Origin of the sequence: Novipirellula herctigrandis (genome assembly GCA_007859835.1) — a bacterium.
GTDB classification, from domain to species: Bacteria; Planctomycetota; Planctomycetia; order Pirellulales; family Pirellulaceae; genus Novipirellula_A; species Novipirellula_A herctigrandis.
This window is the reverse complement of sequence record SJPJ01000001.1, coordinates 2634761-2649893: the sequence shown is the minus strand read 5'-3', so window position 1 is coordinate 2649893 and position 15133 is coordinate 2634761. Positions and strand designations below refer to the sequence as shown.

The 15133-nt window shown below is 51.8% G+C and carries 8 protein-coding genes; 2 read left to right on the top strand and 6 right to left on the bottom strand.

Translation table 11 applies throughout. The features are described 5' to 3' along the window. Window positions 1-96: 96 nt before the first annotated feature. The 3 genes from CA13_RS09835 to CA13_RS09825 all read right to left on the bottom strand — a co-directional run bounded on the left by CA13_RS09835 (window position 97) and on the right by CA13_RS09825 (window position 6024). Window positions 97-1545 (bottom strand): sulfatase, encoded by a 1449-nt coding sequence (locus CA13_RS09835; RefSeq protein ID WP_419194137.1) that lies wholly within the window; start codon window positions 1543-1545, stop codon window positions 97-99. After that, entirely contained in the window at window positions 1545-2969 is a 1425-nt protein-coding gene (locus CA13_RS09830; protein ID WP_146395937.1) for a sulfatase family protein, read from the bottom strand. The genes CA13_RS09835 and CA13_RS09830 overlap by 1 nt, the downstream gene beginning before the upstream one ends. 163 nt (window positions 2970-3132) lie before the next feature. Beyond that, window positions 3133-6024, bottom strand: coding sequence for a sugar-binding domain-containing protein (locus CA13_RS09825; RefSeq protein WP_146395935.1), 2892 nt, complete (start codon window positions 6022-6024; stop codon window positions 3133-3135). Window positions 6025-6649: 625 nt separating this feature from the next. Here CA13_RS09825 and CA13_RS09820 point away from each other — a divergent pair. Further along, the gene (locus CA13_RS09820) at window positions 6650-7789 is read left to right on the top strand and encodes a GNAT family N-acetyltransferase (protein ID WP_146395933.1); all 1140 of its coding nucleotides are present in this window, start codon (window positions 6650-6652) and stop codon (window positions 7787-7789) included. Between the two features lie 207 nt (window positions 7790-7996). Further along, on the top strand, window positions 7997-8881 hold the full coding sequence (locus tag CA13_RS09815) for a thiazole synthase (protein WP_419194136.1): 885 nt from the start codon (window positions 7997-7999) through the stop codon (window positions 8879-8881). Window positions 8882-9072: 191 nt separating this feature from the next. On the opposite strand, the gene CA13_RS09810 is transcribed toward CA13_RS09815, so the two are convergent. From CA13_RS09810 to lysA, 3 genes are all read right to left on the bottom strand, one after another. Next, entirely contained in the window at window positions 9073-11868 is a 2796-nt protein-coding gene (locus CA13_RS09810) for a serine/threonine-protein kinase (protein WP_146395931.1), read from the bottom strand. 144 nt (window positions 11869-12012) lie between these two features. Continuing rightward, window positions 12013-13698, bottom strand: coding sequence for a 4Fe-4S dicluster domain-containing protein (locus tag CA13_RS09805; RefSeq protein ID WP_146395929.1), 1686 nt, complete (start codon window positions 13696-13698; stop codon window positions 12013-12015). A gap of 105 nt (window positions 13699-13803) precedes the next feature. Further along, a complete protein-coding gene (lysA, locus tag CA13_RS09800) occupies window positions 13804-15075 on the bottom strand; it encodes a diaminopimelate decarboxylase (RefSeq protein WP_146395926.1) in 1272 nt (423 codons plus the stop codon). Window positions 15076-15133 lie beyond the last annotated feature (58 nt).

The following is a 15133-nucleotide window of genomic DNA, read 5'->3' as shown; positions in this document are numbered from 1 at the left end:
GCTCGATTTTGTTGGACGTCTCGATTGAGGTTGGATGATTCTTTGGGAGCTCTCATATGATTGCCTACGCCCAAAGCATGATGATGCAGCCAGTGATTAGAATCTTTTTTGAAAGTATCGATTAGCAGGATACTTGTTGTATTTTGATGACTCTGCATTCGATTTCGGTAGCTTTGAACGCAGGGTGTCGAGTACGTCCTTCATCGAGGGATCCAGGGCAAGATTTTTCCACTCATTGGGATCCTCGGCGTGATCGTACAATTCCAATGATCCGTCTTCATATTGATAAAAGCGATATCGCTCGGTTTGGATCGCATGGTTTCCGGGGCCATAGGTTGTGATGGTCACCGCATCCCATGTTGCGTTGGGATTAGCAAGCAACGGGGCCAATGAGCGGCCATCGTTTACCGTGTTGGCAGGCAATGCACAGAGATCCAACAAGGACGGATAGAGATCAATCAAGCCTACAGGCTTTGAGCAAATTGCGCCATGGCGGCGATCGGGTGTGGCGATGATTAACGGCATCCGGTTGGCGCGATCCCACAAAGCCTGCTTTGCAAACCGGTTCTTTTCACCAAGATGGTAACCGTGGTCCGACCAAAGAATCACGATCGTATTGTCGCGATAGGGGCTTTGCCGGAGTGCGTCGAGTACTTTGCCAACTTGAGCGTCAACAAAGGTCGTGCATGCTAGGTAACTTTGGACGATGTTTTTCCATTCGTTTTCCTCGATTGCCCACTCGGTCGTTGGCATGGCGGGCAAATCGTTCACTTGCCGCGATATTTCCGGCACATCGTCAAGGTCGTTCGCGATGTAGGGTGGAAGTTTGATGTTTTCCACGGGATGCATATCAAACCATTTTTGCGGGACGTACCAAGGAACATGCGGACGCATGAATCCAACGGCCAAAAAGAACGGTTTGTCATGCTGCTGTTTCAACTTTTCGACACCATAAGCGGCGATCTTGTCGTCGGGCATCTCTGCGTCGGTCTCAGGAAAGGCTCCCCAATCGGTTTGTGTGCTTCCCATTTTATCTGGAAACCAAGCTGGATCGTATTTGAATCGTTTCTTTGGTTTCGGACCAAAGCTTGCTTGTCCACCGTAGTCGTCAAAAACACCAGCTCGATCGCCGTTATGGAATAGCTTTCCACAGGCCAATGTTTTGTAGCCGTAATCTTCAAAATAGTCAGGCAGCAGCCTTGCCCGTGCCGCAATGGGGCTGGCCAAAGGGATCTGTTTGTCGGAGATTTGCCCGTAGATTCCGGAGGTTGAAGGCAGAAGTCCGGTGAAAAGACTCGCACGACTAGGGCCACAAATCGGTGCCTGAGAGTGAGCATTGGAAAACAAAACCCCGCGGCGAGCCAAGCGATCAATATTGGGAGTCACCGCATTCGGGTGACCACCTAGGCAACCAATCCAGTCATTCAGATCATCAATTGCGATGAACAACACGTTGGGCGGTTCGGCAGCATGCAAAGCACAAGGAAGGAACGTGCCCATAACGGCAACGAGCAAAACGATTGCTATGTATTTGGTTTTGATCATTACTTTTTGTCCTTTGCTCGATGAATCAAAAATCGTTGATGGAGAGTCGAAACGATTTCGGGATGCTCCACTGCGACGTTCGTTTGTTCTTTCGGATCTTCCGCAAGATTGAAAAGTTGCCACTGGCTAGGCTGCTCCGGCGACCCGACACCATATTTCACAATTTTCCATTCGCCGTACCTCAGGGCCCAGCGATTGGTTTTCGTGTTCCAGGTCCAATAGAGATCTCGTTTGGCTAATGAGTCATCACCAAAAATAACACTGGAAAGATCCACGCCGTCCCATCTAGTCGGCGTGGATGGTTGATAGGCAATCAAATTCGCCAGCGTCGGATACCAATCGACAATGTGAACGGGGGCGGTGATCTCTTTCGGATCAATTTTGCCAGGCCAATTGGCAAAGGCGGCTACGTGAATGCCGCCTTCCCAAACATCTAATTTCTTGCCCCGCATTGGTAGCGTCTGGTTGAAATCGGTCAGTTTTAAATCGTCAGGATAGGCGTTACCGTTCCAATTGCCTTGTGGGCCATTATCGGATGAAAATAGAATCAACGTGTTCTCTCGATGGCCGCTACGTTCCAACGCGCCGACAATCTCGCCCATAGCGTCGTCCAAGTGGTAAGCGGCCGCTAACAGCAGTCGCTTTTCGGGGTCGGTTTCAGATTGGATTTTTCCCTCCGGGTCGTTGAACCACTTGATGTCGTCTTCATGAAGCCAGCGTTTTGGATTCTTGTCGTCAAGCTTTGTAGGTTGATCGACAAACTCACCTCGTTCATCGAGCGGAGTATGGACGGAGTGAAAGGCAATGTATAAGAAGAATGGCTTCTCATGTTCTTTTTCAATAAAACCCATTGCTTCTCGCGTCACCAAATCCGTTGCATGTACTCCGTCTTCATTACCTTCAATAGGTTGATGATTGCGATGCCACGTTTCATAGAATTCCCCCTTGCGATAACGATGGTCATACATGCCGACCGCACCGGCCAAGGACCCATAGCTTTCGTCGAAACCGAAGTGATTTGGGCCGTGCTGGGGCGATGATCCCAAGTGCCATTTGCCGCATATCGACGTTTCGTAGCCGCTATCCTTGAACATGTTAGCGAGCGTAGGAGTGCCGATTGGGAACGAAGGTGCGTTGTTGGCCTGCATTGCTGCACCACCAAAACGCCCCGGGTACATCCCTGTCATTAGTGCAACGCGAGTCGGCGTACACTGCGGCATGACGTAGTGGTTCACGAACTTGGCACCACGGCATGCCAGGTTGTCGAGATTCGGCGTATAGACCTTCGGGTTGTTGTAGCCAATGTCTGCCCATCCCTGATCGTCACTAAGAACCACGATCACATTCGGTTTCGATTCGGATGCTGCGAGTGTTCCACAAAACAAGGCTAGGTAGAGCGTCGTGATGAAAAGGATTCGTGTCATGCTATTTCGATTCGTATCAGGGATTGAAGCTTGGTAGAAACAAATCAGCGAGCCGTTGACTTGGGATCATGATTTAGAACGTATCCCAATGTGATTTTCTGGGAACCACGAAATGCGGTGGTCGGCAAATACGGTAATGACGGATCGGTTTTGTGCTTGCCGTTTAGTCGTTCGCAGATTGCGAAGTTGATCTACTCAGCAAGCGATGGATCGATGCGACATCCACACTTTTAGTTGGGGCAAAATTGTCACTCGCAGCGTATTTCAAAATACTTTGGCGTAATTGGCGTGCGACAGGCCGAGCCTCTAATTCGTTTTTCAAATCGATTGAACAGACTAGAAGTTTGCCGTCACCAACTTTCACTTCAAAGATCAATCCGAGTCGCTGTGGGCGGAACCAATCAGGCACGACTTGGACGATTGGCCTTACATCAGGTGGAAGCGAGTCAAGCTCAATGGGCTTCGATCGACTGACGAGTTCCCACCACTGCCAATTGCTGTGGAATTCGGTAGGGAACGCGGATAGCGCAGGATGTTTTGGATCGCACAATACGCCCAGCGTATGTGGCGATTGTCCACTGGTCCAAGCCGTGTTCCAGAAGATCGACGAAAAACCGATTTGCACCTTCGAATCCAAGTTTGCAGGGTCGACTAGCAAAACGACCTTTCCGCCGTTTTTAAGATGCGACTCGGTGGTTCCCTTTAGAGTGTCTACGACGAGAATGTCTTCGGTGGGTGGTGTATCGATTGCCGGCGGGTAAACCCAGAAATCCCAATCATTGCCATGTTCTTGCTTGCCGTCGCTTAGCCAAACTCGCAATGTCAGCTTCGCTGGCTCGCCGAGTTTCCCAAGCGGAAGTTCGATGCGCCCGAGCCTCGCGAGTTTCCCCGTAGGAATGTCGAGGGTCGGAAGCGAGCCTGATTCGATCATCTCGGCATCGCAACTCACGCTCCATTTGGGTTCGACTGCGCTTAGGTCATTCGGACCAAAATGAGAGACTTCGATGTCTGCAGCGAAGACTTCGTCGCTGGTCCATGTTCGCTTCGCCATTCTCGCAAGCGGAGTGATGGGACCACAAAAATGGCTGAATTCGCTCGCTGTCATATAGGGTTTTGAATCCCAGAAAGGATCAAGCATACCCACTAACGCAGTTCCTTGGCCTGGGAAATCGTGAAGGTCTAGTAGTTGGAAACCGCCAAAACCAGGGGTCCGCAAAGCCGACTCAATCTCTTCCTTGTAGCACAGCTTTTGTAGCATGCCTGATGCCATCAAAAAATCGTGGTCTTGGTCTGGCATTTGAGCTTCGGCGAGCAATTCGCGGAAGATTTCAAAGTTGCGCGGCTGCAGAGAACCAACGTACTTTTTCATTTCGTCAAAGTTGGGATACACGCACCATTGGCCAATTTCGTGACTAATAACCGGGATCTCAAACTGGTTCACAAAGTCTCGGTAGTCGACCATCGTGCTGGGCGGCAGACCGTTAATGCGACTGCGTAGTCCTTGTCCCCACTGCTGTATTCTTGGATCAGGTCTTACGTGAAATTCATTCTCGGCAATACTTGGCCATCCCGCACCGCTTGTGACGAGTTGCCGTTTCGTAAGGGATTTGAAGTGTTCCACCCAAGGTCCAAGGTACTTGCCCCCTCGTTGTGGTCCACCGGGTTCGTTACCCATGGCGAGCAATAAAAAGGACGGGTGGTTACCATATTCGGTAAGGACTCGTTCTCCTTCACGATACAGCCATTCGTCAATCGGTTTTCCAATACCGAGCGACGTGCTGCTGTTAGGCCACGTTGAACATTCCACTTGAAAGTAGAAACCCAATTCGTCGGCTGCAACAAACGCAGCCTCGGGCGGGCACCAAGAGTGAAACCGAATGTGATTGAGTCCATGGGCCTTGCAAATCCGAATGATCCGTTTCCAGGATTCAACATCCGTCGGCGGATATCCGGTTAGTGGGAAGATACAGCATTCGAGCGTTCCGCGGAGAAACAATGGACGCCCATTCAAAATGAACCGCGTGCCCTTGGTTGTGAGATGACGAATACCAAAGGAAATTTGTTTTGTTGCTACTGAAGATTTGTCGGATCTTAACGTCACTTCAAGCAGGCATTGTTGTGGATTGAATTCGTCCCATCGCTTTGCTTCACGACTAAACGGAATTGATGTTTCAATGTTTCCGTCTTGATTTACCGCCGTAACGTTCAGGGATCGTGTACCAAGGACTTCGTTTTGTTGAGTGACACGGAACGTGATTTTGCCATCACGTTTTTTCTCGCCTAAATTCTTAAGGTTCAAAGTGACTGTTGCGGAACGGCCGTCAATGGCAGGAAAGACCTGTACGTTGTGGATCGCTTGTCGAGGTTCTGCGCGTAGCTCAATCTTGCCGACAATGCCGTGCCAAGCACTTTGCGTATGATCGCTGACACTATGCGAATTGATTCCAACATCCAGCGGTTGCAGGGAGTTGTCGACGAGGATGGTCAGCGTGTGACGGCCGGGCGTGAGTTGGTTGGTCAAATCGTAGACGTGTGGCGTGGAGAGCGAATCGTCTTCGCCCCCAGGTTTTCCATCGACCCACACTTGAGTGCGCCAATGAGGACGCTCGAGGGACAGAGAGACTTGTTGGCCTTGCCACGTTTCCGGGATCTCGACGGTACGTTGGTAAAATGCCGAGCCAACATAATGCAGTTTGGGTTGCAGCCAAAACGGGATTTTGAATTGATCAGGAGCTTGATGTTTTTTGAACTCCGGTCGCTCCAATAAGGCTGGTTTGCCTTGCGCGATCCATTTCGTGTTTGGTCCAACAGGATTGCCTAAACCGCTATCCCGCAGTGTGCCGGGAAGCAGAACCGGTTGAAACCCAGCTTCATTGTGCGTCTGGTCTGAAAGGGGGGGCGTCTGGTCCGAGATGGGAGTGTATTGCCGATCGGGATCCATCCGTACGAACCAGCGGCCCGAGAGATCCATCTTCGTTTGGGCCTCTGCACCCGATGTGATAGTCAAGCATGTGATTAAGCTCGTAAAGAACACTTGCCAATAGTGAGTCGTCATGGTGTTGTTTGAGTATTTGGGAGGTTGTGTTGTCAATCGTGACTTTGGTGGGATTCTTTCGAAGGTACTTCAGCCCTTTGGGGGATCCGGAGTGATGGGACAATCGCTTCTTAGCCTATGCGAAGTGACGATTTCGTATTTGGATCAGTGAAGTAATTTCGGTGGGCGATATCTCGAACGCCTGTTACTCCTTAAACACAGAAGTTTGCAGTCCTCGTTTCCTGAGAATGCCTCTTGGCAAGGCCCGGAATGCCTCTTGGTGAGGCCCGGAATGCCTCTTGGTGAGGCCCGGAATGCCTCTTGGTGAGGTTAGTATGCTCCTTTGGGTGAATCGTAAAAGTGTCATACTCTCCGTTGACTTTTGCATGGCCGATCGATTCATCGAGTCGCCACCAAACCAACGCTTGAGTGCGTCTTATTGTAACGGAATTGACCTGCTTGGTGGCTAACCCCGAAAAGGGGTTCCGAATACGCCGATTGTACAACTTGCGTGACTCAACCGGGCGGTCATTGTGTGTGATTTGCTGCGATCGTGCCGTGTTCGGGTTATTGAGAGGGCTAGGTTTTCAGATGAACACTTTCATCGAACTCTGACTTCCATCGAACTCTGTTTTCTGGTCACAACATGTATCGCGTCGAACGGTTCTGCAATATCGAAGAGCTCTTGGAGGACCGCGACAAGTGGAATTTGCTTGCCCAAGGCATCCCCTTTCGGGAAACGTCTTGGCTACATGCTTGGTGGAAACAGTTTGCCGATGGCCAAGAGCCGTACGTCTTGGTTGCTCGGGATTCGCAAGGTGATGTTTGCGGCTTAATGCCATTCTATCGCAAGGCCACGTCGCCCAAAACGCTTCGCATTCTTGGTGACAACAATGTTTGCGGCGATTTTGTGTCGGTGCTTGCTAAGCCCGAAGATGCTAAAGCCATTGCTGAATCGATGGCCTCGTTTCTGATTCGCGAAGCCAATAGTAAGTCGAACGATTGGGAGACAATCGAGATTGGTGGTGTCAGCGAAGAGGACGTCGTGATGAAACATTTTGCATCGGTATTGAGATCGGGTGGTGCGATTGTTCATGCTCAATCACGTATGCATACATGGCTGTTTCAATGCCATGATACATGGGAAGATTGGCTCGGCAGCCTGAGTCGGCGAACCCGTCGAAAGTACAGTGAACTCTCGAAACGAGTTGGAACAATCGATGGACTTGAAGTGCATGTTGCAACGTCGCACGACCAAGTGACGGAGTGCTTAGATGGTTTGATCGAATTACACCAACGACGTTGGAACACGGTTGGGGAACCTGGGACCTACTCTGACGAGCGACTGCGTGACTTTGTGCATGATGTGGCCCGTGACATGTGCGACCGCGATCGATTGCATTTGCTAGAACTGCAACTCGACGGGAAATCAATTGGTAGCACATTGAACTTTATGGGGGGCAATGGCTGCATGTATGTGTATAGCACTGGCTACGATATTGATGCATCGAAACATGAACCAGGTCGCGTGCTAACGGCATTAAGTCTCAAGTTTGCTCACGACCATCGAATGACAGGCGTGGAATTTTTGCGAGGCGATGAGCCCTATAAGCAACGGATTGGTGCCGAACCCACACGATTGTTAGAATTGCGGATCGTCGCACCACGCTTATGGGCGAAGGTTTGCCATACGGCTTGGGCCGCTCAGTTCGAGCTAAAACAATGGGCACGACGAAAAGCGGGTCGTGACGTGATCGAAGTCGTTGAAATGGCTTTGACCTCCTAGTGCGAAATTTCCGCAAAATCCGGTGACTGCTCGAAAGCAAAATTGTCGCACAAAACCTAAAGTTCGCGTGAGTGCGGGTATACTCAAAATGGACGGGAGGTAAACCCGCCTCTTTCTGAATCGTCCTTGAATCTGGTATTCTCTGGGTTGGGTCAGCTCTTCGCTGACGCGATTTTTCCGCTACCTTTGAAACCCCAGACTTGTCACGTGTCGACACCAGCATCTGAAAACGAAATCCCTACCGATCCAGCCGCCGATAGCCCTCTTGTGGTTGGCGGGCATTCTTTTTCCAGTCGTCTTTTCGTTGGAACGGGGCGCTATGACACGATGGAACAAATGCGTGATTCGCTCGACGCTTCCGGAAGCGGGTGCGTGACGGTGGCTGTTCGCCGTGAAAGGCTTTATGACCGCCTCGGCCAAAACATCCTCGACTTTATCGATCTTGATCGTTACGTGTTGCTCCCCAATACCGCGGGCTGCTTCACGGCCGATGATGCGATTCGTACCGCCAAATTGGGCCGCGAAATTTTGCGAACACTTGGTAACCCTGGTTCCGATTGGGTCAAGCTCGAAGTGCTTGGTGATAGTAAGACATTGTTGCCTGATCCTGTGGAAACGATCACTGCCTGCAAAGAACTTACTGCCGAAGGTTTCAAGGTCCTCTGCTATACCAACGATTGCCCCGTCACGGCCCAGCGACTCAAGGCGGCTGGCGCAACAAGTGTGATGCCCGCGGGCAGCCCGATCGGTAGTGGTCAAGGGATGTTAAATCCCAATAGCTTCCGAATCATCATGGAATACCTCAAAGAAGACGATCCCGATTACCCCGTGATCGTCGATGCAGGGGTTGGTAGTGCGAGTGACGTGAGTGTTGCGTTTGAACTTGGGGCCGATGGAGTGCTGCTTAACACAGCGATCGCTTACGCACGTGAGCCCGTTCGAATGGCGACGGCAATGAAACATGCGGCGATCGCAGGGCGACAATCCTACTTGGCTGGCCGGATTCCAAAGAAGCTTTACGGCAGCGCCAGTAGCCCCGAAGAAGGCGTGATTAGCACGCGACCCTACGGTAGTGAAAAAGTATCAGGGTAATTTTCGGCAGGGCCAAATCACAAGGAGCGGTTTCGTTTTTATCAGCCGCGGTAGGGATTTGGAGCCAACCAGCAGATTGTCGGCAAAAATTCAAGCATATCATTTAAGGTACTGATCCGTTGATGCATCAGCGACCGCACTTCCCTTTTCGATAGGCCCTTTGCGCCGCGAGTGCCATTTTCGCCATCACGTCATACCGCTTCTTTCGTCCGACCCAAAATCAGTCCCACAATCAAGATCGCAAACGAGATAGCAGCACTGATCCACGCGGCACCGTGGGCGACTCCGAGCGAGGGGACACCCAACGATGGACCGAGCAATGCAATCACCGCCGCGGGAATCGCGAATAGACTGTATTTCCATCCGTAAACCAAGCTGCTACCAAGAACCAACAATCCGATCAAACCGGGGGCGAAGGAATCAAATAGCATTCCAATGACAGGCAGACTTAACGGACTCGTTTCGCTGAGTCTCGAAGCGACCGCCATGGCTGCTTGCGAAGGATCGGATACTTGATCCGACAAGCTTGTGGCTGCCACTTTGGCTTGGTCGAGCGATTCCGCATCGAGCAAGTGGTTTTCTCGCATCCAAAGTCCGCACAATGCAACCATCGTGCAGCCAATTGCAAAACGGACGGTTCCGCCGAGCAGCAGTCCGGCTAAACGTTCGCTTGTTCGTCGTGCGAGGGAAACATCCGGCTTTCGGTTGTTGGTTCGCGCATCGGCCATCATCGCTTTGATTCGATTCCGTTTTTGTTCCGCTGTTTCACCTGGCAACTCAATCTTAATCTCGTTTGCAGCATCGACCAACGACGTTGCTCTAGCGATGGCTTGGTCTCTGGCTTCGGCTTGACTCATCCCTTGGGCGACGAGACATTGACGTTCCACTTCTGCCAAGACATCTTGCGTATGTTCTTTCTGGTTCACGGTCAGTTTCGTATCCAATCGATCAACGACTCGGTCGCGAATGGTGAGGCTATGTTTGCCGCCGGATTGGTTAGACGTCGAGGCCGCCTTTTGTGCGTCTCGCATCTCGTCATAACCGAACAAGCCTTCGTATAGATTTCGCCAATACGGCACCGTTGACTCGGTGACAAAACGGCGAAGCGACTCTTCTTCCATGCCACCGAAACGCATTTGTCGAAGCAGTTTATTGGCCTGGTCTAGCAGCGGTTCTCGTTCTTTTTTCGCGGCTTGCTCAAGCCCGAAGTGATAGGCCGATGCAACGATCACCGCTAGCACGATCGCCACCAATCCGTGGATCGCCAATCCTAGGACAAACGTGATCAGAATCAAAAAGAGTAAGCCAAATCCCCATGCGATCCAATCGGTGATTCGGCTAGTCAATAGCAGTGAACGAAGTCGGCTGCCGATCGGCGTTTCATTGCCGCTCCACGCCGACAACCCGCTGGCGAAGCACGGGGTGCAAATTCCAAACAGGGCTACTGCGATCGCGATTTTCCAACTCACAAAAAAACTAGCGATAAACAACCCGGCACAGACAATGGCAAAACCTGGCAGGCCCAATTTTGTGAATTTGGTTTTCGGCAACCCGGCATACTGTTTGGCAATCGAGTTGAACTGCTCCGCCAATTCGAGTTTCTCACTCTTATCGAGGCCATCGGAATTCGTTCCAATAAATTGTTCTAAATCAACGATGCACTCAGCAAGGTCTTGGTACCGGTCGGCAGGCTCGTGAGCGGTCATTCGCTGGATGATGGTTGCCAATTCATCTGGCACATCCTTTGCGACCGTGTGGATGGGCTCAACGGGAACCGTGCGTCGTTTCGTTATGATCTCTTCCGCGGTGCCGTCACTTTGGGGGGGCGTTCCTGTGATCAGTGCATAGAACGTGCAACCAAGCGAATAGATATCCGAACGTTGGTCAACCTGGGAAGCATCGTTGGCTTGTTCCGGTGACATATAAGCCGGCGTTCCCATTGTCGATCCCATCCCGGTAACATGCGATCGGGCGGATGAGAGCAGTATGTTTCGGTCTTCTTTCGAAGTCGCTTCGTCCTCGTGGTACTCCGGCGTTTTCACTAAGCCAAGATCGCAAATTTTGATGATGCCGTCTTCGGTGATCATCAAGTTTGCCGGCTTGATATCTCGATGTACCATCCCGTGGTCGTGGGCGAATTTGAGCCCTCGTGCCGCTTGAACAATCATCACTGCCGCTTGGTTCGGCTCAATGCGTTTTTTAACTTTCAGCAGATCGTCGAGTGATCCACCATCCACTAATTCCATGCTAAAGAAATTGACACCACGTTCGCTGCCGAGGTCATAGATTTGGGTGACGTTGTGATGAGTTAATTGGGCTGCCGCATAAGCTTCGCGAATAAACCGTGCGATCACGCGTGGGTTCGATGCCCATTGAGCTTGAATGGTTTTTAGTGCCACATCGCGATCGAGCGAAATTTGTTTCGCGAGATACACCGCTCCCATTCCACCGGAGCCAAGAGGTTGGACGACACGATAACCACCAATGCGACTGGACGGTGAAAATGATGAGTCATCGGACGAGACGCCCGATCGATTTTCTGGGGACGCATCAAGGGTTGCATCAGTTTGATTGCCTTTCGTGCCGGTTCGTCCCGAGCTTGATTTGCCCGCGTCTGAAAGCCCCGCGCCTGATAGACCCGAGCCACAACGAACAACCGGTGTTTTGTCGACCGAAAATTCTTCGCCTTGTGTTTCCTCCACATCACCCGATGGCGAAGCGGTCTGGTCGATTGTCTCTTCCGCTGCGGTGACTTTCTCTGCTTGGATCGTTTCCGGGGGTCTTGTTACAGGTTGCTTATTTGCTGTGTTTTGTGCTGTCGATAGCGGCTTGATTTTGCCGACTCGTAAGCGAGGTTTTTCTTCATGTTGATCAACGACAAGTAAGAACGGTTCTTTGCACTTGGAGCACTTGAGCGTGAATTTGCCGTACTTAACCGTCTTGATGGTGTGAGCATGACTGCAAAGTGGACAAGTGATTTTCGCCATAATAAGAACCGGGAAAAGACCGCGAGTTGGATCGAAAGATGAGAAGTCGGGGGGATGCACCGAAGAATGCCTGAAACGAATGTACCAGATTGATTCAAACGGAAGTGGTTGGCAACAGGCAAAAAGAGAGGCCAAATCGGTGAATTATCGCATCAGCGAATCGAGCGGTGAGGGTTCTGTCAGGTCGATTCGGACTAGTGCATTGGTTCGGCATGCCGATACGCAGGCTGGTCCCCCGGGGCGCGAGTGGCAGCCGTCACACATGGTTGCTTTTTGAACAGGATCGCCCGTTTCTTGGTCGCAGTAAGGTTCGCCGTTCGATTCGCGAACAACGACCATGCTTATGTTTTGGTACGGACACGCATTGGCACAAACGCCACATCCCGTACAGATCGGTTCGTGAATTTGAACAATGCCGGTGCTTTCATCGCGAGCGATCGAACCGGTCGGGCATCCGATCATGCAGACGGGATCGGCACAGTGCATGCAGGCTTGGGCGAATTGCAGTTGGCCGTGGCTGGGGCCTTGGCGAGCGAAGCGTGCGTTCCCATCGTGGATGTCTGCACATGCACGGACACAGTCGTTGCAATCGGTGCATCGATCCATGTCGATGACCATCGCTCGATGCCCATTGTTAAACCGATTGGCGACTACGAAATCTAGCAAATGTGACGGGCATGTGGGGGCGTGTGGTTTCGGTGTTGCCTTTAGGTGAGGCAGAACTGCTTCGGCGAACACTTCTGCGGGGATGGATAACGTGTCGACAAATCCGACGGCACGGAGCGAATTCTGCAGAACCGATGGTGACGATCCGGCGGTGGGTTGCAAGTTGTTACATAGTTCATCGAACCCAAAGGCTTGCCCCTTTCCCAGGTACGATAACGTTTGCAGCGAGTCACCGTGACCAGCGGTTACTCGCGCGAAACCATTTCGGATGATCGTCAGTCCGGTCGGCGAGTGTCCTTCTTCGGCGATGATCGTTTCCGAGGCAATCTGTTTCGCGAGCGGGAAATTACGGCTGGTTGTATAGTCCGTATACCACTCTTTGTTTCCATACGAATTCAACTCGGCTGTGTTGACCAAACGGGCTATTGCTTCCTCGGGCAACTCGCTCAGTAGAGATGATTCTCGCAAATGGACGGCGAGCCATTTTTCCCGATAGCGTTTTTCAATGGATTCGCAAAAGGACGCATCCGCCTGCAGCAGTCGTAGGCCTTGCCAGCGGATTTCGATCAGCGTCGCTTCATTTTCGGCAACGATCGTTGCCGACCGAGGCAAGCGGTACATCGCCGCGACTTCGCCGAACATGTCGCGTGGGCCGAGGGTGACCCCCTGACGCTGTCCGAGAACCGCATCACAATCTTGTAGGAAAATTGCATGGCGATCGTCGACACGTCGAATGGGGGTGCCGTTGCTTGAATGGGCAAGCGAGACTTGTTCGGGGCGTCGAGTTTCCCTCGCCGATGGTTTGAAAAAGTGCCGATGCAGTTTTTGACGCCACGTCCGTTCGGCGGCCTGTGAGTGTCGGTAGAGTTGTTCATCGGGAAGATTGTTGACCAGCACGCGGACACTGCCGGCAAGAATCAACAGTGCGCTGCCACCATAGTCGCCTTGACGAGTAATGATTTCGCCAGGCTCGCATCGCAACAGGCGGCAGTCATTTCGAAGGATCTCACCGAGTAGTGCGGCGTGAGGAAAAGCACGTGAATCCATCGAAGAGAATGGTTCGCGTGAGCGCAGCCATGCAACATCGGTGTCGGTCATCGACACGTCCAGCGGATAGTCCCAGCGTTTGGGCCGGCGCACGGGGGTCCCTGTGATTAAGCTCATCGCCCTCTTGGTTACTAAGGAATAGGCTTCAGCGTCAAGAGAAACAAGTCGTGAAACAGTGTTTCACGCAATCGTGGCAGATCCGTCGGCGACTAGCTTGGTCCCCTAATCCGGGATTACTTCGCCTCGGACCAAATCGTCAAAGGTTTCTCGTTGTCGGATGAGTTTTGGTTGGCCGTTTTCAATCAATACTTCGGGAGCCCGCGTTTTGCTGTTGTAATTACTCGACATCACAAAGCCGTAGGCTCCGGCGTTCTCGATCACGATATAGTCGCCAATGAATGGCATCGGTAACGGGCGGCTTTCAACAAAGCCCCCCTCACGCTGGGTGAAAATGTCGCCTGATTCACACAGCGGTCCGCCGATAATCACTTCGACCGGTTCCCGACTCGAAACATCGCTTGTTGCTCCGCATACGGAAATGGGGTGGTGAGAACCGTACATGACTGGTCGAGCCAAGTCGTTGAAACCAGCGTCAACGAGAGCAAAAAGATTTTTTCCCACTTTCTTGATGCTGCGAACTTCGGCAATCAAAAAACCGCTCTCTGCACTCAAGTAACGTCCAGGCTCGATTTCCAAGTCCACTCGATGGCCGAATGTTTCACTCAGTCGATTCCGAGTTGCGTCCCAAAGCGCAAAGTATTCGTCGAGGTCCACATAAGACTCGTCACTTTTGTAGGGAACAGGCAAGCCGCCACCGGCGCTGATCGTGCGCAGGGTTCGTCCGACTTTCATCGCTACCTTCTCCATCGATTCGCAAACCGCACTGAGGTGTTCCAAGTCGGTGCCCGATCCGATGTGCATGTGAAGTCCGGTGATCATCATTCCGTCATGGTCGGCTCGCAACAAACAATCGTCTACTTGTTCGTGCCAAATACCGTGCTTGCTTTGTTCGCCACCGGTATTCGTTTTTTGGCTATGCCCGTGTCCAAAACCAGGATTGATGCGAAGAGTGATTTCGGCACCCGGGCGACGTACCCCTAGTTGGCCGATCATGTCGGGCGATCCGCAATTCACGTGCAGCGAATGTTCGACGGCCAAGTCGAGCGATTCATGATCGAAGATATCTGCCGTATAGACGATTTCGTGTTTGGCGGGGTCGGGTGAATATCCCGCCATCATTGCGCGGCGAACTTCGCCCGCACTGACCGCATCGACGACAACTCCCTTGCGACGCATTCGATCCAGGATCGCAATGTTGCTGCATGCTTTTTGTGCGTAGCGGATGCGATCAAATGCGGCCAAATCTTCGATTCGTTGATCGATCACCGATTGGTCGTAAACGTATAGCGGAGTACCATACTTGCGAACTAAGTCCGAAATCGAGCAACCAGCAATTTGGGTTCGTGCGGTCGAGAAGGTGGGCAACGTGAGCATCGAAACGTATCTTGCTTGGAAAAATGGAGTTGAAATGGAATTTGTTAATCTAAGGATA